At 71.5% G+C, this 25741-nt stretch carries 22 protein-coding genes, 1 tRNA gene and 3 pseudogenes; 18 read left to right on the top strand and 8 right to left on the bottom strand.

Going from position 1 to position 25741, the window contains the following annotated elements; genetic code table 11:
* Nucleotide 1 precedes the first annotated feature (1 nt).
* From AB0O76_RS13890 to AB0O76_RS13880, 3 genes are all read left to right on the top strand, one after another.
* Complete coding sequence (locus AB0O76_RS13890; RefSeq protein ID WP_365489376.1) at nucleotides 2-973, top strand: NAD(P)H-binding protein; 972 nt, start codon at nucleotides 2-4, stop codon at nucleotides 971-973.
* Between the two features lie 87 nt (nucleotides 974-1060).
* Entirely contained in the window at nucleotides 1061-1795 is a 735-nt protein-coding gene (locus tag AB0O76_RS13885; protein WP_365489374.1) for an SDR family oxidoreductase, read from the top strand.
* A 291-nt stretch (nucleotides 1796-2086) separates the two neighbouring features.
* Nucleotides 2087-2641 carry a GNAT family protein gene (locus AB0O76_RS13880; RefSeq protein ID WP_365489371.1) on the top strand — a complete coding sequence of 185 codons (555 nt, stop codon included), beginning with the start codon at nucleotides 2087-2089 and terminating at the stop codon, nucleotides 2639-2641.
* Between the two features lie 20 nt (nucleotides 2642-2661).
* Here AB0O76_RS13880 and AB0O76_RS13875 read toward each other — a convergent pair whose 3' ends face one another.
* Together AB0O76_RS13875 and AB0O76_RS13870 are read right to left on the bottom strand one after the other, a co-directional pair.
* Nucleotides 2662-4191 carry an amino acid permease gene (locus tag AB0O76_RS13875; RefSeq protein ID WP_365489368.1) on the bottom strand — a complete coding sequence of 510 codons (1530 nt, stop codon included), beginning with the start codon at nucleotides 4189-4191 and terminating at the stop codon, nucleotides 2662-2664.
* A 98-nt stretch (nucleotides 4192-4289) separates the two neighbouring features.
* Nucleotides 4290-5282, bottom strand: a complete 993-nt coding sequence (locus tag AB0O76_RS13870) for a hypothetical protein (RefSeq protein WP_365489365.1) — start codon at nucleotides 5280-5282, stop codon at nucleotides 4290-4292.
* A 296-nt stretch (nucleotides 5283-5578) separates the two neighbouring features.
* Here AB0O76_RS13870 and AB0O76_RS13865 point away from each other — a divergent pair, with 296 nt between their 5' ends.
* The 8 genes from AB0O76_RS13865 to AB0O76_RS13830 all read left to right on the top strand — a co-directional run bounded on the left by AB0O76_RS13865 (nucleotide 5579) and on the right by AB0O76_RS13830 (nucleotide 14781).
* On the top strand, nucleotides 5579-7051 hold the full coding sequence (locus AB0O76_RS13865; RefSeq protein ID WP_365489362.1) for an FGGY family carbohydrate kinase: 1473 nt from the start codon (nucleotides 5579-5581) through the stop codon (nucleotides 7049-7051).
* A gap of 48 nt (nucleotides 7052-7099) precedes the next feature.
* A complete protein-coding gene (locus AB0O76_RS13860; RefSeq protein ID WP_365489359.1) occupies nucleotides 7100-7291 on the top strand; it encodes a hypothetical protein in 192 nt (63 codons plus the stop codon).
* Nucleotides 7288-8730 carry an FAD-dependent oxidoreductase gene (locus AB0O76_RS13855; RefSeq protein ID WP_365489356.1) on the top strand — a complete coding sequence of 481 codons (1443 nt, stop codon included), beginning with the start codon at nucleotides 7288-7290 and terminating at the stop codon, nucleotides 8728-8730. The genes AB0O76_RS13860 and AB0O76_RS13855 overlap by 4 nt, the downstream gene beginning before the upstream one ends.
* Complete coding sequence (locus AB0O76_RS13850) at nucleotides 8727-9959, top strand: FAD-dependent oxidoreductase (protein ID WP_365489353.1); 1233 nt, start codon at nucleotides 8727-8729, stop codon at nucleotides 9957-9959. The genes AB0O76_RS13855 and AB0O76_RS13850 overlap by 4 nt, the downstream gene beginning before the upstream one ends.
* A gap of 194 nt (nucleotides 9960-10153) precedes the next feature.
* Nucleotides 10154-11341, top strand: coding sequence for a thiolase family protein (locus AB0O76_RS13845; RefSeq protein ID WP_365489350.1), 1188 nt, complete (start codon nucleotides 10154-10156; stop codon nucleotides 11339-11341).
* A gap of 83 nt (nucleotides 11342-11424) precedes the next feature.
* On the top strand, nucleotides 11425-12942 hold the full coding sequence (locus AB0O76_RS13840) for a long-chain fatty acid--CoA ligase (RefSeq protein ID WP_365489347.1): 1518 nt from the start codon (nucleotides 11425-11427) through the stop codon (nucleotides 12940-12942).
* A 46-nt stretch (nucleotides 12943-12988) separates the two neighbouring features.
* Nucleotides 12989-13735 (top strand): sulfite exporter TauE/SafE family protein, encoded by a 747-nt coding sequence (locus tag AB0O76_RS13835; protein ID WP_365489345.1) that lies wholly within the window; start codon nucleotides 12989-12991, stop codon nucleotides 13733-13735.
* A 305-nt stretch (nucleotides 13736-14040) separates the two neighbouring features.
* Nucleotides 14041-14781 carry a cobalt-precorrin-6A reductase gene (locus AB0O76_RS13830; RefSeq protein ID WP_365489342.1) on the top strand — a complete coding sequence of 247 codons (741 nt, stop codon included), beginning with the start codon at nucleotides 14041-14043 and terminating at the stop codon, nucleotides 14779-14781.
* On the opposite strand, the gene AB0O76_RS13825 is transcribed toward AB0O76_RS13830, so the two are convergent.
* The 3 genes from AB0O76_RS13825 to AB0O76_RS13815 all read right to left on the bottom strand — a co-directional run bounded on the left by AB0O76_RS13825 (nucleotide 14782) and on the right by AB0O76_RS13815 (nucleotide 18387).
* On the bottom strand, nucleotides 14782-16779 hold the full coding sequence (locus AB0O76_RS13825) for an MDR family MFS transporter (protein ID WP_365489779.1): 1998 nt from the start codon (nucleotides 16777-16779) through the stop codon (nucleotides 14782-14784).
* Nucleotides 16780-16948: 169 nt separating this feature from the next.
* Nucleotides 16949-17731 carry a precorrin-6A synthase (deacetylating) gene (gene cobF, locus AB0O76_RS13820; protein WP_365489339.1) on the bottom strand — a complete coding sequence of 261 codons (783 nt, stop codon included), beginning with the start codon at nucleotides 17729-17731 and terminating at the stop codon, nucleotides 16949-16951.
* Nucleotides 17732-17868: 137 nt separating this feature from the next.
* Entirely contained in the window at nucleotides 17869-18387 is a 519-nt protein-coding gene (locus tag AB0O76_RS13815) for a DUF309 domain-containing protein (RefSeq protein WP_365489336.1), read from the bottom strand.
* Between the two features lie 108 nt (nucleotides 18388-18495).
* Between AB0O76_RS13815 and AB0O76_RS13810 the strand changes: the two genes are divergently transcribed.
* Nucleotides 18496-18569 (top strand) — tRNA-Pro (locus tag AB0O76_RS13810).
* A 215-nt stretch (nucleotides 18570-18784) separates the two neighbouring features.
* On the opposite strand, the gene AB0O76_RS13805 is transcribed toward AB0O76_RS13810, so the two are convergent.
* Both AB0O76_RS13805 and AB0O76_RS13800 read right to left on the bottom strand, forming a co-directional pair.
* Nucleotides 18785-19681, bottom strand: coding sequence for a Sir2 family NAD-dependent protein deacetylase (locus AB0O76_RS13805; RefSeq protein ID WP_365489333.1), 897 nt, complete (start codon nucleotides 19679-19681; stop codon nucleotides 18785-18787).
* Nucleotides 19682-19925: 244 nt separating this feature from the next.
* Complete coding sequence (locus AB0O76_RS13800; protein ID WP_365489776.1) at nucleotides 19926-20114, bottom strand: response regulator; 189 nt, start codon at nucleotides 20112-20114, stop codon at nucleotides 19926-19928.
* Between AB0O76_RS13800 and AB0O76_RS13795 the strand changes: the two genes are divergently transcribed.
* The 3 genes and pseudogenes from AB0O76_RS13795 (at nucleotide 20029) to AB0O76_RS13785 (ending at nucleotide 22051) form a co-directional block, all read left to right on the top strand.
* Nucleotides 20029-21360, top strand: a complete 1332-nt coding sequence (locus tag AB0O76_RS13795) for a bile acid:sodium symporter family protein (RefSeq protein ID WP_365489773.1) — start codon at nucleotides 20029-20031, stop codon at nucleotides 21358-21360. The two genes, AB0O76_RS13800 and AB0O76_RS13795, sit on opposite strands and share 86 nt — an antisense overlap.
* A gap of 97 nt (nucleotides 21361-21457) precedes the next feature.
* Nucleotides 21458-21553 (top strand): annotated as a pseudogene (locus AB0O76_RS13790) (aminoglycoside phosphotransferase family protein); the annotation flags it as partial.
* Between the two features lie 18 nt (nucleotides 21554-21571).
* On the top strand, nucleotides 21572-22051 hold the full coding sequence (locus tag AB0O76_RS13785) for an NUDIX domain-containing protein (RefSeq protein ID WP_365489330.1): 480 nt from the start codon (nucleotides 21572-21574) through the stop codon (nucleotides 22049-22051).
* A gap of 70 nt (nucleotides 22052-22121) precedes the next feature.
* Here the strand turns inward: AB0O76_RS13785 and AB0O76_RS13780 are convergent.
* Nucleotides 22122-22214: pseudogene (locus AB0O76_RS13780) on the bottom strand (IS5/IS1182 family transposase); the annotation flags it as partial.
* 19 nt (nucleotides 22215-22233) lie between these two features.
* Here AB0O76_RS13780 and AB0O76_RS13775 point away from each other — a divergent pair.
* The 3 genes and pseudogenes from AB0O76_RS13775 to AB0O76_RS13765 form a co-directional block, all read left to right on the top strand.
* A pseudogene (locus AB0O76_RS13775) lies at nucleotides 22234-22566 on the top strand (short chain dehydrogenase); the annotation flags it as partial.
* A gap of 253 nt (nucleotides 22567-22819) precedes the next feature.
* Nucleotides 22820-23617, top strand: coding sequence for a VOC family protein (locus AB0O76_RS13770; RefSeq protein WP_365489327.1), 798 nt, complete (start codon nucleotides 22820-22822; stop codon nucleotides 23615-23617).
* 443 nt (nucleotides 23618-24060) lie between these two features.
* Nucleotides 24061-25599 (top strand): amidase family protein, encoded by a 1539-nt coding sequence (locus AB0O76_RS13765; protein ID WP_365489324.1) that lies wholly within the window; start codon nucleotides 24061-24063, stop codon nucleotides 25597-25599.
* Nucleotides 25600-25741 lie beyond the last annotated feature (142 nt).

Below are 25741 nucleotides of genomic sequence, written 5' to 3'. Positions count from 1 at the left end.
GATGAGCACCTCGACCACCTCGGGTGCGCCCATCCTGGTCACGGGAGCGGCCGGTGGCCAACAGGGCTCCACGGGCCGTCACGTCGTACGCCTGCTGCGCGAACGCGGCCACGCCGTGCGTGCCTTCGTCCACTCCGACGACGAACGTGCCACCGGGCTGCGGGGGTTGGGGGCGGAGGTGGTGGTCGGCGACCTGCGGGAGATCACCGACGTGCTCGCGGCGGTACGTGGGGTGCGCCGTGCCTTCTTCACCTATCCGGTAACCGACGGCCTGCTGGAGGCGACCGGCGCTTTCGCCGCCGCGGCACGACGGGAGGGGCTCGAACGGGTCGTCGAGGTCTCCCAGTTGGCGGCCGCGCCGGACGCGGGGACGCCGAGGATGCGGCAGCACTGGGTCGCCGAGGAGGTGTTCGACTGGGCGGGGGTCGGGGCGGTCCACCTCCGTGCCGGGGTCTTCTTCGAGAACCTGGACTTCCTGGTGCGGGCCGGGGGCGGGAGTGAGCTGGCGATGCCGTTGGGGTCGCCGGAGACGGTGCTTCCGCTGATCGCGGGGGAGGACGTCGCCCGGGTGGGCGCGGGTCTGCTGGCGGATCCACTGCCGGTGGTGCCTTCGGCCGTGGTGCTGCTTACGGGGCAGGTGCTGTCGGTGGGGGAGGCCGTGGAGACGTTCGGCGGGGGCCTGAAGTACGTCGATGTCCCGCCGGGGGAGTGGCGGGAACGGGCGATGTCCCTGTACGGGGACGCGCATGTGGTGGCCCACCTGGACAAGCTGTGGGAGCTGTTCCGTTTGATCGGGGCGCACCACGAGTTGTATCGGGTGACGGAGGCGATTGAGGGGTACGGGGGGCGGGTGCCGGGGACGTTGCGGGAGTTCGTCCTCAAACTCCCCCAAGCTCTTAAAGAGCAGGGGGGACCCCCTCGACGGGCTGAAAGAACCTGGCCGATCAAGTGGGTGGGCGGGGTCGGTGAATGATCGATCAAACGGGATTACGATCGCCTCAGCTCAACCGTGCCGGCCCAGGCCTGCCCAGCAGATCTGCCCAGACCCGTGGAGGAATACATGCCGCACACCCCCGTCACAGTCATAACCGGCGGCAGCCGCGGCATCGGCGCAGCCATCTGCACCCGCCTCGCACACGAGGGTCACCACATTGCCCTCGGCTACCACTCCGACGCCGCAGCCGCCGAAAAGGCCGCCGCCACCGTCCGCGAGGCCGGCGCCCGCTGCGTCACCGTCAAGATGGACACCGCCGAAGAGGCGGACGTCGACCGCCTCTTCGAGACCGCCGCCGCGGAACTCGGCCCGGTGACCGGCCTGGTGAACAACGCCGGGGTCGGCGCCCCCGTGGGCCCCCTCGCCGATGCCGATGCCGACGCCATGCGCCGCGCGCTCGAAGTGAACGTACTCGGCTATCTGCTCTGCGCGCGGCGCGCGGTCCGCGACATGACCCGCACCGGCGGCGGCGCCATCGTGAACATCTCCTCCGCCGCGGCGACCCTCGGCGCCCCGGGCGAGTACATCCATTACGCCGCCGCCAAGGGAGCCGTCGACACGATGACGGTCGGCCTGTCGAAGGAGGTCGCCGCAGACGGCATCCGCGTGAACGCCGTCGCCCCGGGTGTCATCTGGACCGAGTTCCACGCCGACCCCGAGCGCCCGGCGAAGCTCGCGGCAGGGATCCCCCTGGGCCGCTCGGGCCGGCCCGAGGAGATCGCTGCGGCCGTCTCCTGGCTGCTCTCGGACGAGGCCTCCTACGCGACCGGCACCATCCTGCGCGTGGCGGGCGGAAGGTGAGCCGGGCGGCACTCGTCCCGGGCGTGAGCTGAGCGGGACTCATCCTGGGCGTGAGCTGAGCGGGACTCATCCCGGGCGTGAGCTGGGCGGCGCTCATCCCGCGTGTGAGCCGAGCGGCGCTCATCTCGCACGTGAGCCCAGCGGCGCTCATCCCGCGCGTGAGCCCAGCGGCGCTCATCCCGCGCGTGAGCCGAGCGGCGCTCATCCCGCGCGTGAGCCAGCGGCACACACTCCGCGCGTGAGCCCAGCGGCACACACCCCCGCGCGCACCGCACTCCCTACGCTTGGCGCATGATCAGCGACTCCGTACGTATCGCCCCCGACGTCGTCATGCGCCCCGCCACCCTGGAGGACGCGGACGGTGTCGCCCGCGCCCGCCTGCGCAGTCGCGCCCACCTGGAGCCGTGGGAGCCCACCCGGCCCGAGGACTACTTCACCCCGCAGGCGCAGGCCGCCCGGCTCCGCGCCCAGTTGGAGGAGTGCCGGGCCGGGCGGACGGCGCCCTGGGTACTCGACCGCGAGGGAGACATCGTCGGGACGGTCACCCTCTCCGCCATCTCCCTCGGCCCCTTCCGCAGCGGAATCCTCGGCTACTGGATCGACGTGGACCACATCGGCCGCGGCCTCGCCTCCGCCGCCGTCACGCAGGCCTGCACGTCCGCCGACGCCGAACTCGGCCTGCACCGCGTCGAGGCGGGCACCCTCCTCGACAACGTGCCCTCGCAGCGCGTCCTCGCCAAATGCGGCTTCGAGGAGTTCGGTGTCGCGCCGAGCTATCTGCATATCAACGGCGCCTGGCGCGACCACCGGCTCTTCCAGCGCATCCTCAACGACTGTCGGCCGTAAGGGAATCCGGCCTGGACGGCTTAGACGATGTCCTCCGCGATCTCCGCCTGCTCCCGCTCCGATCCGTACGCCGACGGCGTGCTGTAGGAGCGGCGTGCCACGAACCACCAGATCGTGGCGAGGGTCAGCACCACGGCCAGGGCGATCGACGCGTAGTTCATGGATTTGGCCGTCACCGGCGAGACCTGCGGCAGGCAGAACAGGACCGTCACGAACGCCACCCAGAGCACCGCGACCCACCCGATGGGCTTGCTCCAGCGGCCCAGGTTCCACGGGCCCGGCTGGAATCGGTCGCCCGCGCGCAGCTTCAGGAAGATGGGGATGGCGTAGGCGGGCGTGATGCCGATGACGTTGATGGCGGTCACCGCCGTGTACGCGGTCGTCGAGTACAGGGACGGCAGGGCGATCAGCGCGGCGAGGCCCACCGACAGCCACACCGCAGGCACCGGGACCTGTGTGCGGGAGCTGACCTTGCGCCAGATCGCGGAGCCCGGCAGCGCGTTGTCGCGGCTGAACGCGAACACCATGCGGCTCGCTGCCGCCGTCTCCGCGTTGCCGCAGAACAGCTGCGCCACGATCACGATGAGCAGCAGCGCGGTCGCCCCGGACTCGCCGAGCGCGTCGATCATGATCTGCGCGGGCGGCACGCCGGTCTCGCTGCCCTGCGTACCCGCGTAGTCCTGGATCGCGAAGGTCAGCCCGGCGAGGAGGATGAAACCGGCTATCCATGAGGCCCAGATGGCGCGCACGATGCCGCGCGCCGCGGACACCGACGCGTTGGACGTCTCCTCCGACAGGTGCGCGGACGCGTCGTAACCGGAGAACGTGTACTGGGCGAGGAGCAGGCCGATCGCCGTGACGTAGAGCGGGTTGTCCCACCCGGTGTCGTTGACGAACTCCGTGAAGACGAACGACGGCGACTGGTGGTGGTCCGGCACGATCGCGAGGACTCCCACGATCACGGCGACACCGGCCACGTGCCACCACACGCTGATGGAGTTGAGCAGACTCACCAGACGTACGTTGAACAGGTTCAGGACGGCGTGAAGGAGCAGGATGCAGAGGAAGATCAGGAAGGTCTTCTCCGGTGTCGGCGTGAAGCCGAACTGCAGGTTCAGGAACGCCCCGGAGAACAGCGCGGCGCCGTAGTCGATGCCCGCGATCGCGCCGAGCAGGCCGAGCAGGTTGAGCCAGCCCGTGTACCAGCCCCAGCGGCGGCCGCCGAGCCGGTCGGCCATGTAGTAGAGGGCCCCGGACGTGGGGTAGGCGCTGGTGACCTCGGCGAGCGCGAGGCCGACGCAGAGCACGAAGAGGCCGACACCCGCCCATCCCCAGAGCATCACGGCGGGGCCGCCGGTGCCCAGGCCGAACCCGTAGAGGGTCATGCAGCCGGACAGGATGGAGATGACGGAGAAGCTGATGGCGAAGTTGCCGAAGCCGCCCATCCGGCGGGCGAGGACCGGCTGGTAGCCGAGTTCTCTGAGTCTCTCTTCCTCGTCTGGCAGCGGAGTCGAGGCCGCGGCTGGGCTCGACCAAGTGGTGCGGGACACGGATGTACCTCCGTCAGGGAGCGGGGGGGGGGATCGGGGAGCGGGTTGTGCTGCTTCGATGGCCTGCTTCGATGGCCCGGCAGGGCTCGCGGGCTGCCTCAGCCCGGATCTCGTACGGCGCTCATACAGCGGGTGCGCGCCTGGACGAACGCCTCGGCCGCCGCCTCCGCGTCACCGGGTGCCCGGGTGCGGTACGTCCACGGCGCCACGGTGTAGAAGGGGTCGAGGACCGTGAACACCCTTACGGCGTCCTGGAATTGGTGCGCGCCCCATAACGCGTGGGCCAGATGGTTGAGGTCGAGGAGCGAGGTCGCCGCGGGCAGCGTGTGCTCGAACCACAGGTGCAGGGCGCGCAGCGCGGACCGGGTCGCGTCGTCGCCGATCCAGTGCAGGTCGAGGGCGCGCTCGCCGCCGCCGTCCTTGCGGTACCGCTCGACCCGTACGTACAGGGGCAGTAAGTGGAGCGCGGATCCGGCGGGCGCCGAACCGGCCGCCCAGTGCGCGAAGTTGACCGCTTCGGTCAGCGGTCCCGAGGGTCGACGCGCGTAGGCGAACTGCAGCATGCGGTGGTAGGCCTCGCGATTGCCGGGGTCGCGCTTGTCGGCCTCGGCGAGCAGATGCCAGGGGCCGGGGAACAGCATCGGCTCCGGGGCGGGCACCCGGTGCTCGTCCCACCGCTGCCCCTTGTCGAGCTGGGCCAGGGCCAGCAGACAGACCCACGGCACGGGATCCTCGGGGGACGCGTCCGCCAGGGCGCCGCAGGCCGCGGCCGCCTCGCGCCACAGCTCGTTGGTGTGGCGGTGCCCGGCCCGGCGGGCGCGCAGGGTCCGCTCGACGAGCACCCTGGTGTGCAGGACGGCGGCCGCCTCGCTGAGCGGCTCCTCCTCCTGCCAGGCCCTGACCACGTCGGAACCGGCGACGGCGGCCGCCAGGATCTGTGTGCGCTGTGTCCACAGGCCCCAGTCGGGCGTCGCGTCGAGCAGGTTCCGCGTCGACACCCAGCGACCCGCCTTGAGGTCCTGGAGCACGGCGCGCAACTGTTCGTCGTGGCCCGCCGGGTGATAGACGGGGCGGCCGGACGGTGTGGGCATGAATCCTCAGTGGGGATCAGTGGGGATCAGCGGGGATCTGTGGGGGAGGGGGCGGAAGGTCGGACGGCTTGATCGGTTGGCGTGAACTGGCGTGCGGGACAACCGTGTTGCTCGGCGGTCAGTGTAGATCTGGATGTTCCGTTTCCACGGCGGTTTGTGGATGTTCTGGGATCGATTTGCGCCCAACTTGCGCTCAACTCGGCGCGCCGGTTGGCAATTTGAGCTCACTTCGGGGCGGAAGCCGGGCGGAAGAGGGGCCCTTGACGCCCTCGTGGCCGCTGTAGCAGGCTTCCGCGGTGATCACGAATGGCAGCGCTCCGCGCGGCGAGGCCGTCCTCGCCATCGACCAGGGCACGTCCGGCACCAAGGCGCTCGTCCTCTGCCCGGAGCGCGGCGTGATCGGCTCCGGCGCCGCGCCGGTGCGCCCGCGCCATCTGCCCGGCGGCCGGGTGGAGGTGGATCCGGCCGCGCTGCTCGCCTCGGTCGTCGATGCGGGGCGCCGTGCCCTGGACGATGCGGGGGAGCCGGTCGCCGCCGTCGGGCTCGCCAACCAGGGCGAGACGGTGCTCGCCTGGGACCCCGCGTCCGGCCGGCCGCTGACCGAGGCGATCGTGTGGCAGGACCGGCGGGCGGAACCGCTGTGCACGGAACTCGCTCCATACGCAGATGAGTTGAGGGAGTTGACGGGGCTCCCCCTCGACCCCTACTTCGCCGCGCCCAAGATGGCGTGGATACGCCGCCATCTCACCCGGGACGGCGTGGTCACCACCAGCGACGCCTGGCTCGTGCACCGGCTCACCGGAGAGTTCGTCACCGACGCGGCGACGGCCGGACGCACCCAGCTGCTCGGCCTGGACGACGTCGCCTGGTCGCCGAGGGCCCTGGACATCTTCGGGCTCGGCGGCGAGCGGCTGCCGCGCGTCGTCGACGCCGCGGGCCCGGTCGGCACCACGACGGCCTTCGGCCCCGAACTCCCGCTGACCGGCCTGCTCGTGGACCAGCAGGCCGCGCTGCTCGCCCAGGACGTCACCGAGCCGGGCACCGCGAAGTGCACCTACGGCACCGGGGCCTTCCTGCTCGCCCAGACCGGCTCGCGCCCGCGCCGTGGCGAATCCGGCCTGGTCAGCTGTGTCGCCTGGCGGCTCGCGGGGGAGAGCAGCTACTGCCTGGACGGGCAGGTCTACACCGCCGCGTCAGCCGTGCGCTGGCTCACGGACCTCGGGGTGATCGCCGGGGCCGAGGACATCGACCCGGTGGGCTCGGCCGTGCCGGACGCGGGCGGCGTCACCTTCGTACCCGCCCTCGCCGGGCTCGCGGCGCCCTGGTGGCGCGGCGATCTGCGCGGCTCGATCACCGGGCTCGGCCTCGACACGACCCCCGGTCACCTGGTCCGCGCCCTGTGCGACGGCATCGCCGCCCAGGTCGTCTCGCTCGCCGACGCCGTGGCAGCCGACCTGGGCGAGCCCCTGACGAGCCTGCGCGTCGACGGCGGCCTGACCCGCTCGGCCCTCCTTATGCAGACCCAGGCGGATCTGCTCCAACTGCCCGTGGAGGTCTCGGCGTTGCCCGATGTCACCGCCCTCGGTGTGGGCGCCGTCGCGCGCCTGGGTCTGGACCCGAAGCTCGGTGTGCGGGACGTGGTGCCGCGGTGGCGGCCCGCCGCCGTGTACGAGCCACGGATCGACGCGGCGCAGGCGGCCGAACGCCTCGCCGGCTTCCGCTCGGCGGTCGCCGCGCTCCTGGACCGCGCGCCCGCGCCGTCGTCATGACGGCCGCCATCGGGCAGTCGCGATGACCATCACCACGGGGGGTACGCGATGACCGCCACCGCCGGGGGGTATGCGTTGACCGCCACCGCCGAGGCGTACGCGACGACCGCCACCGCCGGGGGGTATGCGTTGACCGCCACCGCCGGGGGGTACGCGACGACGGCCACCGCCGAGGGGTACGCGACGACCGCCACCACCGAGGGGTACGCGACGACCGCCACCACCGAGGGGCCGCGATGACCGTCACCGCCAAGGGCCCGCTGCCGTCCGAGCCCTACGACGTGACCGTTGTCGGCGCCGGCGTGGTCGGCTCGGCCATCGCCCGTGAACTGGCGGCGCACCACCGGCTCCGCGTCGCCCTGGTAGAGGCCTCCGGCGACGTCGGCGAGGGCACGTCGAAGGCCAACACGGCGATCCTGCACACCGGTTTCGACGCCGTGCCGGGCTCCCTGGAGGCCCGCCTGGTGCGCGAGGGGCAGCGCCTGCTCGCCGCGTACGCGGCCGATGCGGGGATCCCCGTCGAGCCGGTCGGCGCGCTGCTCGTTGCCTGGGACGAGGAGCAACTGGCCGCTCTGCCCGCCCTGTTGGACAAGGCGCGACACAACGCGTACCCGGCGGCCCGCATCATCGACGCCGACGAGGTGCGGTCCCGCGAACCGCACCTGGGGCCCGGCGCCCTCGGCGCGCTCGACGTCCCCGGCGAGTCCATCATCTGCCCCTGGACGACGACCCTCGCGTACGCCACCCAAGCCGTACGCGGGGGAGTGCACCTGCACCTGAACTGCCGTGTCGAAAAGGGCACTTGGGTGGAGTACCCGGCCGCCGGATGCCGCGAGCTGACCACGTCCCGTGGCGTGCTGCGCACCCGCTACCTCATCAACGCCGCGGGACTGCACGCCGACGACCTCGACCAGCAGCTCCTGGGGGACGGCGAGTTCACCGTCACCCCCCGCCGTGGCCAGCTCATCGTCTTCGACAAGCTCGCCCGCGACCTGGTCCGCCACATCATCCTGCCGGTGCCGACGGCACTGGGGAAGGGGGTCCTGGTGGCGCCGACCGTGTACGGAAACGTTCTTCTCGGGCCCACGGCAGAGGAGTTGGACGACAAGACGGCCACGGGGACGACCGCGGACGGGCTCGACATGCTGCGCACCAAGGGGCGACGGATCCTGCCCGCGCTGCTCGACGAGGAGATCACCACGGTCTACGCGGGACTGCGGGCCGCCACCGAGCACGACGACTACCAGATCCACGCCTCCCCCGAGGAGCGCTGGATCACCGTGGGCGGCATCCGCTCCACAGGCCTCACCGCGTCCATGGCGATCGCCGCGTACGTCGTTGACCTGCTCGCCGATGCGGCAGGACCCGAACTCGACCTGACGCACCCCGGTGACCTCGACCCCGTGCTCATGCCGAACCTGGGGGAGGCCTTCCCCCGCCCCTATCAGCGCGCCGACCTCATCGCAACCGACCCCGCCTACGGCAGTATCGTCTGCCACTGCGAACGCGTGACGCGCGGGGAGATCAGGGACGCTCTGATCAGCACGGTCCCGCCCGGTTCCCTTGACGGCCTGCGGCGGCGGACCCGGGCGCGCGGCGGGCGGTGCCAGGGGTTCTACTGCGGGGCCGCGGTGCGCGAACTCTTCGACGGATGGGGCGAGTCGGGGGCGGCGCGATGAGGCGGCAGCGGGCGGTCGACGTACTCGTGATCGGCGGCGGACCCGCGGGGCTCGCCGCGGCCGGGCGGCTCGCCACGGTCGGCGCGGGCGCGGTGGAGGTCCTGGAGCGCGAGGTGCGGGCCGGCGGGGTGCCGCGCCACTGCCACCACCGGGGCTTCGGCCGCTGGGGGGTGACGGGGCCGCAGTACGCCGACCGCTTGGTCGAAGCGGCCCTCGGCGCCGGGGCGGCCGTACGGACCGGCGTGACCGCCACCGGTTGGGCAGGGGAGCTGACGGTCGACACGACAGGGCCGCACGGCCTGGAGCGGATCACCGCGCGTGCCGTGGTCCTGGCCACCGGGGCGCGGGAACGGCCGCGCGCCGCACGCCTGGTGCCGGGGACCCGCCCGGCGGGCGTCTACACGACGGGTGAACTGCAACAGGCGGTGCACCTCCACCACCAGCGGATCGGGACCCGCGCGGTCGTCGTCGGGGCGGAGCCGGTGAGCTACGCGGCGCTGACCGCCCTGCGGCGCGCGGGCGTCGAGGTCGCCGCGCTCGTCACCGAGGAGACGCGGCCGCAGGTGGGCCGGGCGCGGGCCGCGTCGGCCAGACTGGGGCGCCGGGTGCCGCTCCTGACGGGCGCCACGGTCGTGGAACTCCTGGGCAGGGGGCGCCTTTCGGGGGTGCGGCTGCGGCACGCCGACGGGCGGCCGGGGGCGATCGCCTGCGACACGGTGGTGTTCACCGGGGACTTCGTGCCCGAGCAGGAACTGGCGCGGCGCGGGGGCGTGCCGCTGGACTCCGGGACCCGGGGGCCCGCCGTGGACGGCGCGTTCCGTACGGCGTCGCGCGGGGTGTTCGCGGTGGGCAACGTGCTGCACGCGGTGGAACCGGCGAGGGCCGCGGCGCGGGAGGGCTCGGACGCGGCGGCCGCGGTGCGCCGCCACCTGGAGGGCGCGGACTGGCCGGCGTCCGCAGGGCTGTCCGTCGAGGCCGTCGCGCCCCTGCGGTGGGTGGCACCGAACCGCCTGGTACCGGGCGAGCCACCGGTTCCCGGCGCCCGCTTTCTGCTGCGCACGGCGGAAACCCTGGTCCGCCCCGTCCTGCTGGTCACCCAGGACGGGCGGTGCCTGCACCGGGCGAGGGCGCAGCGGAGGGTCCTGCCCCATGGGTCGCTGCACCTCTCGGGGTCCTGGGTCGGATTGGTCGACGCGGCGGGTGGCGCGGTGCGGATCGGGCTTGGCTGAGGGCTCCGCTGGAAGGTTGGTACTGAATCTGCGGGCCGGATGTGGCTGGTCGCGCAGTTCCCCGCGCCCCTTCCGGGGCGCGGAGCCGCACTTCCCCCCACTCCCCACCCCCGACTAGACTCCAAAACTAGCAGTGCTAATTTATGTCGTGAGACCACCATGTGAGATCAACCGTGACGATCCGGAGCCGTATCGTGCGCCCAGTCCACTTCGCCGCAGCCCGCCGCACCCCCATCGGCAAACTCCGCGGCGCTCTCTCCTCCGTACGCCCCGACGACCTCGCCGCCACGGTCGTACGCGGTCTGATCGCGGGCGTCCCGCAGCTCGACCCCGCCCGGATCGACGACATCTACTGGGGCGCCGCCAACCAGGCGGGCGAGGACAACCGCAATGCGGCCCGGATGGCCGCCCTCCTCGCGGGCCTCCCGGAGTCCGTGCCGGGCGCCACCGTGAACCGGCTCTGCGCCTCGGGCATGGAGGCCGTCACCGCCGCCGCCCGCACCATCGCCGCGGGCGAGGCCGACATCGTCCTCGCGGGTGGCTCCGAGTCGATGAGCCGCGCACCCTTCGTGCTGCCACGCCCGGACGAGGCCCTGCCGCACAAGATGGAGACGTTCGACACCCGGCTCGGCTGGCGTCTGCTCAACCCGGCGATGAAGGAGCTGCACGGCGTACTCGCGATGGGCGAGACCGCCGAGGAAGTCGCCGTGCGCTACGGCGTCTCCCGCGAGCGCCAGGACACCTTCGCGTTGCGCAGCCATCAACGCGCCACCGACGCCCGTAAGAACGGCCACTTCGACGACGAGATCCTCCCGGTGACGCGGCCCGACGGGACCGTCGTCGACCTCGACGAGTGCGTCCGTGAGGACACCTCGTACGAGAAGCTGAGCGGCCTGTGCCCCGTCTTCCGCAAGGGCGGCACCGTCACCGCGGGCAACGCGTCCCCGATGAACGACGGAGCGGCCGGACTCCTCCTCGTCAGTGAGGAGGCCCTGAACGGCCTCGGGCTCGAATCGCTCGGGCGGTACGTCGCCGGAGCCTCCGCCGGTGTCCATCCGGACGTCATGGGCATCGGGCCCGTCCCCGCCACCCAGAAGGCGCTCACCCGCGTCGGGTGGTCCATCGGGGATGTCCAGGAGGCCGAGTTCAACGAGGCGTTCGCGGCCCAGGCCCTGGCCTGCGTCGACGCCCTCGGCATCGACCCGGACCTTGTCAACCCGACCGGCGGCGCCATTGCGCTCGGCCACCCCCTCGGCTGCTCCGGCGCCCGCATCCTCACCACGTTGCTGCACCGTATGCGCCGCACCGGCGCAGGACGCGGCCTGGCCACGATGTGCGTCGGCGTGGGCCAGGGCAGCGCGCTGCTCGTCGAGCGCGGCTGAGCCCACTCCAGCCACCAGACCGCCACCGCGTCACCCCGCAAGGCCGCAAGGCTGCAAGGCCGTACGGAAACGGAGCACCACCCATGGCCACGTTGTCCCTCGCCTCGATCCTCGCCGAGCCCGCCCGCCGCAGGCCGGCGCACACCGCCCTCGTCGAGGGCGAACTCCGGCTCTCCTTCGGCGAGTTGTGGAGTCAGGCCCGAGCGCAGGCCGCGGCGCTCGTGGGCCTCGGGGTCGGGCCGGGGGACCGCGTGGCCCTGATGGCGCCCAACACCGCCGAGTTCCCGCGCGCCTACTACGCGATCCTCGCAGCGGGCGGTGTCGTCGTCCCGGTCCATCTGCTGCTGTCCGCCGAGGAGGTCGAGCACGTCCTGCGGGACAGCGGCGCGACCCTGCTTCTGTGCCACCCCGCGCAGGCCGAGACGGGCAAGGCCGCGGCCGCCGCAACCGGCGTACGTATGCTCGCCCTCGGCGCGGACGGCGAGCTGGACACCCTGGCGCGCGAGGCCGAGCCCCTGCCCGGCTACCTCACCCGTGACGCCGATGACCCCGCCGTCGTCTTCTACACCAGCGGCACCACCGGCGTCCCCAAGGGCGCCGTGCTCAGCCACTTCAACCTGGTGATGAACGCGACGGTCTGCGCCTTCGACGCCCACGACGTGCACCGCGACGACATCGCCCTCGGCGCGCTGCCGCTCTTCCACGCCTTCGGCCAGACCGTGTCGATGAACGCCACCTGGCGCGCGGGCGCCACCCTCGTCCTGCTGCCCCGCTTCGACGCGGCGCGCGCCATCGAGCTGATGGCGGCGGAGGGCGTCAACACCTTCCACGGGGTGCCGACGATGTACGTGAACCTCGTGGCGGCAGCGGCCACCGCCGCCGAACTGCCCACGCTGCGGCAGTGCGTGTCCGGAGGCGCCTCGCTCCCCGTCGCCGTACTCGAACGCTTCGAGGAGACCTTCGGCGTACCGGTCTACGAGGGCTACGGCCTCTCCGAGACCTCGCCCACCGCCTCCGTGAACCAGCCCGTCTTCGGTACCAGGGCCGGCACCATCGGCCACCCGGTGTGGGGCGTCGACGTGGAGATCGCCCGCGCCGAGGTCGAGGGGCGCATCGAGCTCCTTCCGACGGGGGAACTCGGCGAGGTCGTCATCCGCGGCCACAACGTCTTCTCCGGGTACCTGGGGCGTCCGGAGGCCACCGAGGAGGCCGTGGTCGACGGCTGGTTCCGCACCGGAGACCTCGGCACCAAGGACGCCGACGGATTCCTGGCCATCGTCGACCGCAAGAAGGACGTCATCATCCGCGGCGGCTTCAACGTCTACCCGCGCGAGGTCGAAGAGGTCCTGATGCGGCACCCGGACGTCGCGCACGCCGCGGTGATCGGCTTGCCCGACGACGTGCACGGCGAAGAGATCTGCGCGGTGGTCGTCGCGCGGCCCGGCTCGGACCCCGACGGTGCGGGCATCACCGCCTGGTCCAAGAAACACCTGGGTCGCCACAAGTACCCGCGCCGCGTGGAGTTCACCGACGCGCTGCCGCTCGGCCCCAGCATGAAGATCCTCAAGCGGGAGCTGCGGGCCACCTACAGCAGGGCCTAGCCCGTTCGTCCCCGGACGATAGATGGGTCTAGCATCTGTTCCTGACATGGACATATCGCTCTGGGAATTCGCCGCGCTCGCCGCGGCCGCACTGCTGGTCGGCTTCTCGAAGACCGCCGTCAGCGGCGCCAACACGGTCAGCCTCGCCGTCTTCGCCGCGGTCCTCCCGGCCCGCGAGTCGACCGGTGTGCTCCTTCCGATCCTCATCGCGGGCGACGTGCTCGCCGTCCTCATCTATCGTCGGCATGCCCACTGGCCCACCCTGTGGCGGCTGTTCCCGGCCGTCGCGGCCGGTGTGGTCGTGGGCACCGTCTTCCTGATGTGGGCCGACGACGCCGGTGTGCGTACGTCGATCGGGGCGATCCTGCTCCTGATGGCGGCCGTCACACTGTGGCGCCGCCGGGCCGCCCCGGCGGACGAGGGGGAGCCCGGCAGCGGCTCCCGCCTCAAGGCCCCTGCGTACGGCGTGCTCGGCGGATTCACCACGATGGTCGCCAACGCGGGCGGCCCGGTCCTGTCGATGTATCTCCTCTCCGCGGGCTTCCGGAAGCTGAGTTTCCTGGGCACGTCGGCGTGGTTCTTCCTGATCGTCAACACCTCCAAGGTGCCGTTCAGCGTGGGCCTCGGCCTGATCGACGCGCACTCGCTGCTCCTTGACGCCGCGCTCGTGCTCTTCGTCCTGCCGGGCGCCTACATCGGCAAGGTCGCCGTGCACCGCATCAACCAGCGGCTCTTCGAGCAGCTCGTCATCGGCGCGACCGTCCTCGGCGGACTCCAACTGCTGCTCCGCTGACACGCCCTCGTGCCGCCTCATCCATGGGCCGCCGCGTCCTCGTGCCGCCTCGTCCACGTGCCGCCTCGTCCTCGTGCCGCCTCGTCCTCGCGCCGCCTCGTCCACGCGCCGCCTCGTCCACGCGCTGCCTCGTCCAACGGGCCGCCTCATCCTCGCGCTGCCTCATCCTCGTGCCGACGCGTCCTCGTGCCGACGCGTCCTCGTGCCGCCTCATCCACTCACCGACGTGTCCTCGTGCCGCCTCATCCACGCGCCGCCAGCGCCTCGCCGACGCGGCGCTGGCGGCGCGACGTAGCCTCGGGGCCATGCATGTGCTCGTCCTCGGCGGAACCACAGAAGCCCGCGCGCTCGCCGCGCGCCTCGCCACCCGGCCCGACGTCCGCGTGACCACCTCGCTCGCGGGGCGCGTCGCCCGCCCCGCCGCGCTCGAAGGCGACGTACGCGTCGGCGGGTTCGGCGGCGTGGACGGCCTCGCCGCCTGGCTGCGCGAGCACCGCGTGGACGCCGTCGTGGACGCCACACACCCCTTCGCCGCCACGATCAGCGAGCACGCGGTCCTGGCCGCCGCGGCCACCGGCGTCCCGGCGTTCCTGCTGCGCAGGCCCGGCTGGCGGCCCGCCCCGGGCGACCAGTGGCACGACGCAGGATCGCTCGCCGAGGCCGCGGCCCTGCTGCCCTCGCTCGGCCGCCGGGTCTTTCTGACCACGGGGCGCCTGGGCCTCGCCGCCTTCGCCGAGCCGTTCCTGGCCGAACTCCACTTCCTCGTACGTTCCGTGGAGCCGCCCGAGCCGCCGCTGCCCCACCACACCGAGATCCTGCTCGACCGCGGCCCCTACACGGTCGAGGGCGAGACGGCACTGCTGCGCGAGCACCGCATCGACATCCTGGTGACCAAGGACAGCGGCGGCGCCGCCACGGCCGCCAAGCTCACCGCGGCCCGCGCGCTGTCCGTTCCCGTACTCGTCGTCCGCCGTCCGCCGGCACCCGATGGCGCGCACGAGCTGCCCGATGTGGCGAGCGTGCTTTCCCGCCTCGGACTCGGCTGATCACACCTCGGCCTTGGCCGACGCGAGCGGCCGCCGCGTCTCGGGCGAAAGACCGTGCTCCAGGTCCTCCACCAGGAGGCGCTTGGCGATCGCGTCGACCGCCCTGATGAGATCCGAGTCGGCGGGCCGGCCCCTGTCCTTCTCCACCTGCTCGCCCAGCCACTTCGCCCACGCCTTGCCGATCACTTCAGCCTCGCGCTCGCCCGCCCGGGTGTGCGAGAAGAGCATCCCGGAGCGGGTGAGGAAGCCCTCATCGACCATGCGGTCGAAGACCGGCACCAGGACCTCGGGCGGCACCTGACGCCGCGCCGCGATCAGGCTGAGATTCGCATGGCCCACCATCCGGTCGAAGAGCGTCACCTGCATCACGGCCCATGCGCCCGCCATGTCAAGGCGGGTGTCGGAGTCCCTGATGACGCGGCGCGCGGTGTCCATGCCGGTCTTGCGGATGATGTTCCCGACCGCCAGTTCCAGGACCTGGTCCGGGGAGCCGCTCGTCGTCGGCGAGGCAAAGCCCTCGCCCATGTCCGCCGAACTCATCCGCGCGCTGTCCCGCAGCTGCACCTGCTTGAGGAACAGGGCCACCACGAACCCGATGAGCGCCACCGGCACCGTCCACAGGAAGACGGTGTGCAGCGTGTCGGCGTACGCCTCGACGATGGGCGCGGCCGCTTCGGGCGGCAGATCGTGCAGCCCTTGCGGGCTCTGCGCCGCCTTGGCCACCACGGCGGGGTCCGCGGCGCCCGTACCGGCCGCGGCGGCGACCCCGTCCTTGAGGTTCGGCTCAAGGGTGTTGGCGTAAATGGTGCCGAACACCGCCGTCCCGAACGAACTGCCCAATGTACGGAAGAAGGTCACCCCTGAGGTGGCCGTGCCCAGATCCGAGTACACGACCGTGTTCTGCACGGCGATCGTCAGGACCTGCATGCAGAGCCCGATGCCGGTGCCGAGGACGAACATGTACACCGATTCGAGCCACGTACTGGTCTCGCTGCCCATCAGCGAAAGGAGATAGAGCCCGAGCGCCATCACCAGCGCACCCACGATCGGGAAGACGCGATACTTCCCGGTCCTGCTCACCACATTGCCGCTGAAGACGGACGCGATGAGCAGCCCGATCACCATGGGCAGCGTCCGCACGCCCGAGACAGTGGCCGAGTCCCCGTCCACGTACTGCAGATAGGTCGGCAGGAACGTCATCGCGCCGAGCATCGCGAAGCCCACGATGAAGCTGAGGATCGAGCAGACCGTGAAGACGGGGTTGGCGAAGAGCCGCATCGGCAGCATCGGCTCGGCGGCCCGCGTCTCGACCACACAGAACAGCGCGAGCGCGACGGCGCCGCCCACGAACAGCGCGATGATCGTGCCCGAACCCCACGCGTACTGGTTGCCGCCCCAACTCGTCGCCAGGATCAGCGCACTGGCCCCGATCGCGACGAACGCGATACCCAGATAGTCGATGACGGGACGCACCGCCGACTTCACGACGGGGATCGTGCGGGCCGCCGCGATCACCACGACGATCGCGATGGGTACGTTGACGTAGAAGGCCCAGCGCCAGGTCAAATGGTCGGTGAAAAGACCGCCCAGCAACGGCCCGATGACGGTGGCCACCCCGAAGACAGCACCGATCGCACCCTGGTACTTCCCGCGCTCACGCAGCGGGATGACATCGGCGATCAACGCCATCGACGTCACCATCAGACCGCCCGCGCCGATGCCCTGCAGGGCGCGCCAGGCGATGAGCAGCGTCATGTTGGTCGAAAGCCCGCACAGGAACGAGCCCGTGATGAACACGATCGCCGAGATCTGAAAGACGACCTTCCGCCCGAAGAGGTCACCGAACTTCCCGACGAGGACGGTGGCGACGGTCTCCGCGAGCAGATACGACGTCACCACCCACGACATGTGCTCGGCGCCGCCCAGATCCGACACGATGGTGGGCAGCGCGGTGCCCACGATCGTCTGGTCGAGCGCGGCGAGCAGCATCCCCAGCATGATGGTCACGAAGACGACGTTGCGACGGCGCTTGTCCAGGACGGGCGGGCCCTGCGCCGGGGCCTCGGCGGCCGGCTGGGCGGTGGTGGTCACACGGCCACCCTCACACCGCCCTTGGGCAGGTGCATGCCGGGCCGGGCCGGTCCGGTGACGGCGGACCCCGGAGGGCTCAGTCCAGGTTGCGCCGCAGCAGATACGTGTCCATGATCCACCCCTTGCGCTCGCGGGCCTCGGCCCGCAAGGCCTCGATGCGGGGCGCGGCTTCGTCGATGGGCCCGGAGACGAGGATCTCGTCGGCGGTCCCGATGTAGGCCCCCCAGTAGATGTACATGTCCCCGCCATCGGGCCGCCCGGCGTACTGCCGGAAGGCCTGATGGGCGTCGAGCATCACCACGAGATCGTCGACCCCCTCAGGAAAACCCCCGTCGGCGAGGCGCCGGCCCGTGGTGATCTGCACGGGTCGCGCGACGCGATTGAGCCCCGTGCGGTGCTTGGCCGCGAGCGAGGAGACACTGCTGATGCCAGGCACGACGTCGTACGTGAAGGCCACCTCGCCCCGTCCGAGCACCTCCTCCAGGATGCCGAGGGTGCTGTCGTACAGCGCGGGATCGCCCCACACCAGGAAGGCCCCGCTCTCACCCTCACCCAGCTCATCGGCGATGAGCCGCTCGTAGATCTCCGCACGGCGGCTGCGCCAGTCCCCGACGGCGGGGGAGTAGTCGGCACCGCCCGCCTTCCGGTCCCGCGCCGGATCCCGCGCCTCGACCACGCGGTACGCACCGTCGGCACGGTGCTCGTCCAGCAGCCCACGCCGCAACTGCACGAGGTCGTCCTTCTCCTCGCCCTTGTCCAGGATGAAGAACACGTCGCTGCTCTTGAGGGCCTTGACGGCCTGCAGGGTCAACTGGTCCGGGTCGCCCGCGCCGATGCCGATGACATGAATCTTTCGCACGCCGAGAGTCTGCCCCACGGGACACGACGGGCGCCCTGCGGGGTGCGGGAGCCACGGCCTACCCCTCCGGCCATCCCCCCCGGCCATCCCCGCGGGGAGCCGCCGCCTACGCGCCGAGCTCCCCACCCGCATCCGCGTCACCCCGCATCCGCGTCACCCCGCAGCCGCGGCGCGCACGAGGCCGCGTCCACCGGGGAGCCGCCCTTCTCCACCCGCTCGGCCAACTCCCGCGCCCAGCTGAGCAGTCCGTCCACCGCGATCCCGTACGGCCGCTCCTCGCGCCGCCCCGCGTCCACCGCGGCCGCCCCGCGCAGCAGCAGGCGTGCACCGCCCGTGGCGTTGCCGCGCGCCGCGTGGGTGAGACCAACGGCCAGCTGCGCAAGACCTTTCCACAGGTCACGCTCGTCATCGGGTCGCGACTTCCAGGCATCCTCGAAGACCTCGTGCGCGTGAAAGGGCCGCCCGGCGTCCAGCAGCGCCTGCGCCTGCGCGATCGTCTCGTCGGGCGTACGCGTGACCCCTTCGGGCTGCCGCTCCACGCCTTCGGCGCCGTACGGCAACGGCCTCCCGAGCCCGTCACGCGGCCGCGCGCTGCGGGCCCGCCCCTCGGCGTCACGGTCACGGCCAGGTCCATCGGATCGGGGTGCGGAACTCATGCGCCGATTGTCCCTCCCCGCACCCCGCGACGAGGGAGCGGACCACCCCCGAACGTGGGGTAAAGTTCTGTCTGCGCGATCACGCAGAACACCGCGGGACACGCGCACCGGGACGTGGCGCAGCTTGGTAGCGCACTTGACTGGGGGTCAAGGGGTCGCAGGTTCAAATCCTGTCGTCCCGACGGAAACGTCGCAGGTAGGGGTCACCTTCGGGTGGCCCCTTCTTCGTGTTTGGAAGGGGTGGCGGGAGTGAGGTCCTTGTCGTCTGCGGGTGGGTACAGGGTGTCGCGTCTCCAGGGTCTACTTGAAGCCTTGACGGTCGATCAGGTCTGGAGTCGCTCCCACCATCACGTCGGAACGACTCCCGGCCTCGCGTGCAGAGCCACACGGCACTGTGTCAGAGGCCGACCTGAGCCACGACGTCTGTCAGCGCACGCCCCAGCGGGAGGTCGATACGGCAGTCGGCCCAGCGGTGACCACGGGTGGGGCCCTGGTTCACGATCAGGAGCGGGGTACGAGACTGGGCCGCCTGGCGAATGAATCGGAGCCCGGACATGACCGTCAGGGAAGAACCCAGCACGAGCAAGGCGGCCGCCCCTCCGACAAGGCCTCGGCACGCCGCTACCCGCTGGGGCGGCACGTTCTCACCGAAGAACACGACGTCCGGTTTGAGGACCCCGGTACCGCAGGCGGTGCACGCCACCACTCGGAACTCGCGGACCGCCCCATCGGGCAGCTCCATGTCCCCGTCAGGGTTGACGCGCGCCGATTGGTACTGCTCGGCGATGGCCTCGAACCTCGGGTTGGCCTCCCGCAGCCGGTTGGCGAGCTCCGATCGAGCACTGACACGACCGCAGCCGAGGCAGATCACTCGGCCCAGGCTGCCGTGGAGCTCAACCACGTCCGGCGACCCTGCGGCCTGTTGCAGCCCGTCGACGTTCTGGGTGATCACGCCAGTGACGAGGCCTGCTTCGGCCAGTGCGGCGACCGCCAGGTGACCGGTGTTCGGACGGGCCCGGTTCATGGCCCGCCAGCCCAGCTGACTGCGGGCCCAGTACCTTCGGCGCGCGTGGTCGCCGGCGGTGAACTCCTGGATGGTCATGGGTACGTGGTTGCGCCGAAGGGAGCCGTGTTCCCCGCGGTAGTCCGGGATGCCGGACTCCGTCGACAGGCCCGCTCCACTGAGGACGACGACACCTCCCGCACGCACGGCGGCGACAACTGCCGACAGGTCGGTCGAGGCAGGAGGCGGGTCACCCTGAGGCTCCCAGGTCAACGTGGGTCGCATCCTCATGACCGCCAGCTTAGGTACCCCGCCGGACCGTAGGCCCGGAGCAGCGGCAGCGTGCCGTCGGGATCCTCGCTGGATGAGCCCGCCGGCCTGCGCTGACGCCACGGATCGCTCCGTGCTGGGGAGGCTTCCTCCCGGCGAGCCGCCGGCATCCGCGCCTGGTACACCGTATGGCTGCAGGGATGTGAAGACGCCCGATGGCCCACGCAGCGTGGATGGTCAGCCGCCACTCCACCTTGGCCTTCGGTCAACCCGTACCGGCGGTGCCCAGTCCGGTGGGCGCCGGTGCCCGGGTGGCGGCCACGCCGTCAAGTCCGGGCATGGCCAGGTCGGTCAGGACGACATCGGGAGTGGTCCGCTCGACGACGGCGAGCAGTTCGTCGCCCCTGGCAGCCGCGCCGACGACCTCAACCTCGTCACCGGCTGAGAGCCACAGGCGCGGCCCATCGGCCGCACGGCGCGGTCGCGCGAGTCACCCACCCGGAGGCCTGTCCAAGCGAGTTCGTTCCGGCAGCCCGCCTGCGCTGCCCAGTCGAAGGGGGCTGACTGAGCTCACTGGGCTCCTGTCGTCCGGTCGGCGGCCTCGGTCGCCGGGTTCCGGGCGCGGGGTCCTGCGCCTCTCCGCCGCGGTCGGCGTGCGGGAGCTGTTCTGTACGGTCGTGGACTTTTCGAGCAGCCTCCCGGAGTCTGTTCGCGTGGACTCGCCGCTGACCACCTATCTGCTGCCCGCCGTCCTCGCCGTGATCATGTTCGGTCTCGGACTCGGCCTGTCTGTGGCCGACTTCCGCAGGATCGCGGCGTATCCGCGGCCTGTGGCCGTCGCGCTCGTCTGCCAGCTGGTGCTGCTGCCCGCCGCCTGTCTGGGCCTGGTGCTTGCCTTCGACCTGAGTCCCGCGCTCGCCGTCGGCATGATGCTGCTCGCGGCCTCTCCCGGCGGCACGATGGCCAATATCTTCAGCCATCTCTTCGGCGGCGACGTCGCCCTCAACGTCACGCTGACCGCCATCAATTCGGTCATCGCCGTCGTCACGCTGCCGATCGTCGTGAACCTCTCCCTCGACCACTTCATGACCGGCACGGACGAGGCGCTGGGACTGCGCTTCGACAAGACACTGCAGGTCTTCCTCGTCGTGCTGGTGCCGGTCGCGGCGGGGATGCTTGGCCGACACCGCCGTCCGGACTTCGCGGAGCGCTCCACGCGGATGGTCAAGGTGACGGCGGTTGCCGCGCTCGTCGGCATCATCATCGCCGCGCTTGCCGCCGAGCGTGAGAACGTACTGGGCTATCTCGCCGACGTCGGCCTTGTCGTCTTCCTTTTCGGCGCGATCTCCCTGACCATCGGCTACGGCGCGACCCGGCTGGCTCGCGGCGACCACCGGCAGTCCGTCGCCACCTGCTTCGAGATCGGCATGCACAACACCACGCTGTCGATGGCAATCGCCCTCAGTCCCTCGCTCCTTGACAGCACCCGGATGGCCATCCCCTCGGCGGTGTACGCGGTGGTGATGTTCGTCATGGCCCTGACCGCGGGCTTCCTGCTGCGCCGCATCGCCCCGGCCGAGGCTGCCGCCGTCAGCGCGGGAGCACCTTCGGCGTCCACCTCCGAGAGCCGGCCGCCGAGCAAGCGGGTGGGCCCGAGGTGGCCACGGAGGCGGCCTGCAATCGGCCGGGAGAAGCTGTGACCCCGGCGATCGGGCCCGGCGGCAGCGTGAGTCATGGCCACAGGGTGACCACGGGGGGCCGAGGAGTGGGCTGCGACGAGGGAGCACACGCGGCGGCATGCGAAGCCTGCTGGGGGTTCGCCGGCTGGTCGAGCACGGCTTCGACCCGTCCGCGCCGGGCTGCGAGGTCGATGTATTGAGATCCAGGATGTGAGCACCACATAGCGTCAGGATGGTGGAAACAACGCACCGGCCCGCCGCTCGGGTCATCTGTCTGGACGCTGCCCATCGCCTGCTTCTTCTGCACTGGCGTGATCCGTTCGACGGGACGTGGCTCTGGGAGCCTCCCGGTGGCGGTATCGAGCCGGGCGAGACGCCGCTGATGGCGGCACGACGAGAACTGGCCGAGGAAACCGGACTCGACCCGGCTGCGGTGCTTGATCGGTCTGTGCCAGTCGACCGTGATGTTCAGTGGAACGGCAAGCGGTACATCGGGACGGAGCACTTCTTCGTTGCGCAGTTCGCCGACGAGCAACCATCGCTCGTGCGGACCGGCTTGCTCCCCGACGAGCAGGTCAACCTGGACACGCACGCCTGGATCGCATGGTCGGATCTGAGCTCGCTGCCAGACCCGGTTGAGCCGCCACAGTTGCCGGCCGTGCTCGGCACCCTGGTGCCGGACGGTCCGTGGCGTGATCGGGATCGTGCATGACGGGCGGCCACAGCGCCTGCTGTATGAGGGTGAGCCGGTCGGTCGACTCGTAGCGGACAGCGAGCTTGTCGTACCTGGTCGCGACGCCTCGTGAGGCGTCGACGGCGAGATGAATCCTGGTGGTCAGCCCGCCGCGCGAGCACCCCAGGCCGTGGTCGTCCGGCCCGGATCGGCAGCCCCTCCTTTCCCATCCGGGAGTCGCCCCGACGAGTCTGCTCGCCGCACGCCCCGAGGTCGGCCGGAGCAAGGACACCATGGGTGTGCGCCTGATCCGGGCGCTGTCCGCCCGCGGCATCATCGTCGGGACGGTCGAGAGCGCGCAGTTTCCCGCCCTCCTCGCCGCCACCTCTCCCGACGCCAGGCGCGGCGGGTTCTACGGGCCGCGGGGACTCGGGCACATGGGCGGCCCTCCCGGAGAGCAGAAGCTCTACTCCCGGCTGCGCAGCGCAGAGGAGGCCCGGCGGACCTGGACCGCCTCGGAGAACCTCACCAAGGTCTCCTTCCCGACCGCGTAACCCACCCGAGGGGCACACGGTGGCGATGGTCGGCGACGGCAGCGACGGCACCGCGGCGGACGACGACGTGCGCAGCCACGGCTCCTGGTACGGGCAGGAGTTCCGCGTGTGGCACGGCACCGACGACGGCCCGCCCGCCCGTGCACGTCCTCGACCCGCAGGCCACCGCCAAAGGCCCTGGCGGCGGTCGACGCGCGACTGTCAGTGCCGAGTGCCAGGCTGGTGCCACACAGTATCTGCGAAGGGAATCGTCGTGATCACCACTGACCTCGCTCCCGGCTCCCCCTGTTGGCTCGACCTCGGTGCCCCGGACGTCCGGGCCGCCGCGGCCTTCTACGGCGCGGTGCTCGGCTGGGAGTACGAGTCCATGGGCGAGACGGAGGACATGGACGGCGGGATGTTCAAGAAGGACGGCAAGACCGTCGCCGGGCTCGGCAAGCTCAGCGAGGAGGGAGCGCGCTCGGCCTGGATGATCTATTACACCGTCACCGACGCGGACGCCACGACTCAGGCCGTGGAGCGCGCCGGCGGCACGGTGCGGGTGGCGCCGAGGGACCTCGACGACTGGGGCCGGATGGCGCAGTACAGCGACCCGCTGGGGGGTCAGTTCGCCGTCTGGCAGCCAGGGAAGAACTCGGGCTTCGAGCTGGCGGACGAGCCGGGCTCGCTGTCCTGGACCGAGCTGTACACGAGCGACGCCGCGGCCTCCCGGGAGTTCTACGGCGGAGTGTTCGGCTGGCAGTTCAGCGACACGGAGCTGCCGGGCGGCGGTGGCACGTACACCCTCATCACGCCCGCCGGGCTGCCTGAAGAGCGCATGCAGGGCGGCCTCATGCAGCTCCATACAGAGGACCTCGCGCTGGCGGGCGGGCGGCCGTACTGGCACCCGGTCTTCGCTGTCGCCGACTGCGACGCCGCGGTCGCGAAGGTCACCGAGAACGGAGGGAGCGTGCAGATGGGACCGGCGGACGCGGAAGGCGTCGGCCGCCTGGCCGTCTGTCTCGACCCGTCGAACGCGGACTTCGTGGTGCTCACCCCCGCCCAGAGCTGAGCCGACTGTCCGCCGGAGCGGCGGCTGGGGCATCAACCGGTTTGGGTCCAGTCGGCGACCTCCGGGAGGCCGGTGCCGTGGGTGCGGATGCAGACGTGGTGGCGGGTGCGGGTGTCGGCGATGCTCACCCCGGACGTCCTCGCCGAGCACGGTCACCACCGGCACCCGGTATCCCACCGGTGTCCGGTCGGCAGAGAGTAGAGAGGGCGCGGGACCGGCGCGATGTCGCTGTTGTTCGGGGCGGCACGCAGACTGGCCACCGACGCGCTGGTCATCAGCGCCAGGTCACCCACGTCAGCGTGGGATTGGCCGGCGGGTCGGCGGCTGGGATCGGGGACCTGAAGTCGCTGAAAGCCGCACCCTGCCCAACCCGGTGCGTGCCGCGATCTGTGGAAGCCCCGCACCCTTGCGCCGGACGCGGCCCGTGTAGTCCGCTGACCCGCATGAGGAAGAAGAGCATGGCCGCAATGACCGCCGCCCTCGTCGCGGGGGCGCTTCTGACGGGCGTACCGAAGACCGGTGCGCAAGCTGCCGAGGACCGCGGCGTCGATCTGGACACCGTGACGATTCCGGAGTTACAGGCGCGCATGGCGGACGGTTCGCTGACCTCGGCGGCGCTTACCCGGGCCTACCTGCGGCGGATCGAGGACGTCGATCCCAGGATTCACTCGGTGCTGCGCACCAGCCCGACGGCGCTGCGCCAGGCGGCCGCCAGCGACGCCAGGCACCGGCGCGGCAAGACCCTGGGGCCGCTGGACGGTATCCCCGTGCTGGTCAAGGACAATGTGAACACCCGTGGAATGCCGACGACGGCCGGATCGCTCGCGCTCGCCGGGAGCCCGCCCGGCACCGATGCCGCGCTTGTGACCCGGCTGCGGAAGGCGGGGGCGGTGATCCTCGGCAAGACCAATCTGTCCGAGTGGGCCAACTTCCGTGCTGCCAAGCCGACTTCGGGGTGGTCGGCGGTGGGCGGGCAGACCAATAATCCGTACGTCCTCGACCGGAACCCGTGCGGATCGTCGTCCGGCTCCGCCGCCGCGCTCGCCGCGTCGTTGTCGCAGGTCGCCATCGGCACCGAGACGGACGGCTCCATCGTGTGCCCGGCAGGGATGAACGGCGTCGTCGGCCACAAACCCAGCCTCGGCCTGGTCAGCCAGTCGGGCGTCGTCCCGATCTCAGCCGAGCAGGACACGGCCGGGCCCATGGCGCGCAATGTGGTCGACACCGCGCTCACGCTGTCCGTGCTGAGCGAGGGCAAGGGCTCGTACGGTGACGCTGCCCGCACCAGCCTCCGCGGCAAGCGGATCGGGCTGTGGCGCCTGCCCTCGCTCGGAGACGACGTGGACGCCGTGATGATCCGTACGGCGAGGAAGCTGCGCAAGGCCGGAGCCGTGGTCGTCGAGGTGACGCCCCCGTACCAGGCGCGGCTCGCCGAACTCGAATTCCCCGCGCTGCTCAGCGAGTTCCACCGGGACATCGACGCCTACCTCGGTACGCGCAAGGGACCCCAGAACCTCGCCGAGCTGATCGAGTTCAACCGTGCCCACCCCGAGGAACAGACCTGCTTCGCCGGTCAGGAGCTGTTCGAGCAGGCAATCTCCGCGCCGCCCACCACCGACCCCAAGTACCGTGCCATGCGCGCCGAGTTGAAGGACCTCTCCCGGCGCTCCCTCGACGAGACCATGGCCACCCATCGCCTGGACGCCATCGCGGCGCCCATGAACCCGCCCGCCTGGACGACCGACTGCGCGCGCGGCGACAACGACGTCATCCCTTCGTCCACGCCGGCGGCCGTCGCCGGATATCCGTCCCTCTCGGTGCCCGCCGGGTCCGTGGGCGAACTGCCGGTCGGCCTGCTCCTGATGGCCGGTGACCACCAGGACGCCGAGCTCCTGTCTCTGGGGGCCGCGGTGGAGCAGCGGCTGAAAGCCTGGCGCGCGCCGCGCTATCTGCCGACGGCCGGGGCCGACGCGTCACGGTGAACGGCGCGGCCGAGATCATCGGCCGCGCGCAACAGGCCGGCAGCAGTCGCTTCCGCTTCATCGGTCGTTGATGCACCGTCAACCCGGGACTCGTACGTTCCGGAAGCGCCCCCCCGCGACCCCGCCGCCCGACCGGTGCGGC

The sequence above is a fragment of the Streptomyces sp. NPDC086554 genome (genome assembly GCF_040686095.1).
Lineage (GTDB): Bacteria > Actinomycetota > Actinomycetes > Streptomycetales > Streptomycetaceae > Streptomyces.
The sequence above is the reverse complement of the archived record's forward strand: the minus strand, read 5'-3'. Positions and strand labels throughout refer to the sequence as shown.

Excerpts from the sequence above, each read along its gene's own strand:
- AB0O76_RS13765 (WP_365489324.1), top strand. The coding sequence starts at position 24,061 with ATGAGGAAGAAGAGCATGGCCGCAATGACCGCCGCCCTCGTCGCGGGG.
- AB0O76_RS13885 (WP_365489374.1), top strand. The coding sequence starts at position 1,061 with ATGCCGCACACCCCCGTCACAGTCATAACCGGCGGCAGCCGCGGCATC.
- AB0O76_RS13805 (WP_365489333.1), bottom strand. The coding sequence starts at position 19,681 with ATGAGGATGCGACCCACGTTGACCTGGGAGCCTCAGGGTGACCCGCCT.
- AB0O76_RS13855 (WP_365489356.1), top strand. The coding sequence starts at position 7,288 with ATGACCGTCACCGCCAAGGGCCCGCTGCCGTCCGAGCCCTACGACGTG.
- AB0O76_RS13890 (WP_365489376.1), top strand. The coding sequence starts at position 2 with ATGAGCACCTCGACCACCTCGGGTGCGCCCATCCTGGTCACGGGAGCG.
- AB0O76_RS13825 (WP_365489779.1), bottom strand. The coding sequence starts at position 16,779 with ATGCTGGGGATGCTGCTCGCCGCGCTCGACCAGACGATCGTGGGCACC.
- AB0O76_RS13830 (WP_365489342.1), top strand. The coding sequence starts at position 14,041 with ATGCATGTGCTCGTCCTCGGCGGAACCACAGAAGCCCGCGCGCTCGCC.
- AB0O76_RS13860 (WP_365489359.1), top strand. The coding sequence starts at position 7,100 with ATGACCGCCACCGCCGGGGGGTATGCGTTGACCGCCACCGCCGAGGCG.
- AB0O76_RS13815 (WP_365489336.1), bottom strand. The coding sequence starts at position 18,387 with ATGAGTTCCGCACCCCGATCCGATGGACCTGGCCGTGACCGTGACGCC.
- AB0O76_RS13880 (WP_365489371.1), top strand. The coding sequence starts at position 2,087 with ATGATCAGCGACTCCGTACGTATCGCCCCCGACGTCGTCATGCGCCCC.
- AB0O76_RS13840 (WP_365489347.1), top strand. The coding sequence starts at position 11,425 with ATGGCCACGTTGTCCCTCGCCTCGATCCTCGCCGAGCCCGCCCGCCGC.
- AB0O76_RS13785 (WP_365489330.1), top strand. The coding sequence starts at position 21,572 with ATGGTGGAAACAACGCACCGGCCCGCCGCTCGGGTCATCTGTCTGGAC.
- AB0O76_RS13835 (WP_365489345.1), top strand. The coding sequence starts at position 12,989 with ATGGACATATCGCTCTGGGAATTCGCCGCGCTCGCCGCGGCCGCACTG.
- AB0O76_RS13870 (WP_365489365.1), bottom strand. The coding sequence starts at position 5,282 with ATGCCCACACCGTCCGGCCGCCCCGTCTATCACCCGGCGGGCCACGAC.
- AB0O76_RS13850 (WP_365489353.1), top strand. The coding sequence starts at position 8,727 with ATGAGGCGGCAGCGGGCGGTCGACGTACTCGTGATCGGCGGCGGACCC.